We start from the raw sequence: 1,673 nt of genomic DNA on the forward strand, positions 1-1,673 counted from the left end.
CTCAAGGTTCCACTGGACCCACTGGCGCTACTGGGGCTCAAGGTTCCACTGGACCGACCGGCGCTACTGGCGCTCAAGGTTCCACTGGACCCACTGGCGCTACTGGGGCTCAAGGTCCTACTGGACCCACTGGCGCTACTGGGGCTCAAGGTTCCACTGGACCCACTGGCGCTCAAGGTCCTATTGGACCGACCGGCGCTACTGGCGCTCAAGGTTCCACTGGACCCACTGGCGCTACTGGGGCTCAAGGTCCTACTGGACCCACTGGCGCTGCTGGAGCTCAAGGTCCTACTGGACCCACTGGACCCACTGGACCCACTGGAGCTCAAGGTCCTACCGGACCAACCGGCGCTGCTGGAGCTCAAGGTCCTACCGGACCAACCGGCGCTGCTGGGGCTCAAGGCCCTACTGGACCCACTGGCGCTGCTGGGGCTCAAGGCCCTACTGGACCTACTGGCGCTACTGGAGCTCAAGGCCCTACTGGACCCACTGGCGCCACTGGCGCTCAAGGTCCTACCGGGCCAACCGGCGCTGCTGGGGCTCAAGGCCCTACTGGACCCACTGGTTCTGCTGGGGCTCAAGGTCCTACTGGTGACACCGGTCCTATTGGTCCTACCGGTGACACCGGACCTACTGGACCTACCGGTAGCACCGGGCCTATTGGATCCACTGGTGACACTGGACCTACTGGACCTGCTGGTACCACCGGGCCCATTGGACCCACTGGTGACACCGGGCCTATTGGACCTACTGGTGATACTGGCCCGACCGGCCCCACTGGCGGTGTTGGATCTACTGGGCCTACTGGTACCACTGGACCTACTGGTGACACCGGGCCTACCGGACCTGCTGGTACCACTGGGTTATCAGAATATGCTTATATTTACAATTTGGCCGCTCAGGTTGTTGCTTTGGAGGCGGATATATTATTTAGTAACAATGGCATTATCGTCGGTACCATCACACATGCTCCAGGAACATCTACCATCCAAATTGGTAGCGCTGGTGACTACGCTATTTGGTTTAATGCCGCGGGCGTTGAACCAAGTCAATTTACTGTCTTTCAAAATGGAGCTCCCGTTACTGGAGCAGTATATGGATCTGGAGCTGGAACACAACCGAATCCAGGTATGGTAATTATTACTGCAGCCGCCGCAGATGTCATAACAATACGAAATCATACAAGTACTGCTGCTGTTACTTTACAAACTTTGGCGGGAGGAACACAAATAAACGCCAATGCTTCAGTATTGATTCAAAAATTAAGCTCTTAAAGTCAGACAATTATTCAACCAAAGCAGCTGAACAAAATGGTCGTCCAACTGCTTTGGTTCTATCTATCTGCCTCATCTATCAAATACATTTCCGCGCAGTTATAGGACTTCCGTTTAAGCTACAACTTATCCATAGACTTAATATAATTGATTTTTTGTCAGATCAGAGAATCGTCTCCTACTTTCTTCAGATCCAACCTCACGATAGACGCCCTTGACTTTGATTATATCCGTCCCACCACCGGGTAAAGTACGGACTGAATACAGAACATACGCTCGTTGGGTCTACAATAAAAAAAAGACTTCCAAAATTTGGAAATCTCCATAAATACTAATTATTTTATAAAGCGCGAGACGGGACTCGAACCCGCGACCCCGACCTTGGCAAGGTCGTACTCC

The 1,673-nt window shown here is 53.3% G+C and carries 1 protein-coding gene; it reads left to right on the forward strand.

Going from position 1 to position 1,673, the window contains the following annotated elements:
• Positions 1–1,274, forward strand: a 1,274-nt coding sequence (locus ABS301_RS25750) for a collagen-like domain-containing protein (RefSeq protein WP_502878008.1), incomplete at its 5' end; no start/stop codon positions are given.
• Positions 1,275–1,673 lie beyond the last annotated feature (399 nt).

The organism is Lacrimispora sp., assembly GCF_031982545.1.
Classification (GTDB): Bacteria; Bacillota; Clostridia; order Lachnospirales; family Lachnospiraceae; genus Lacrimispora.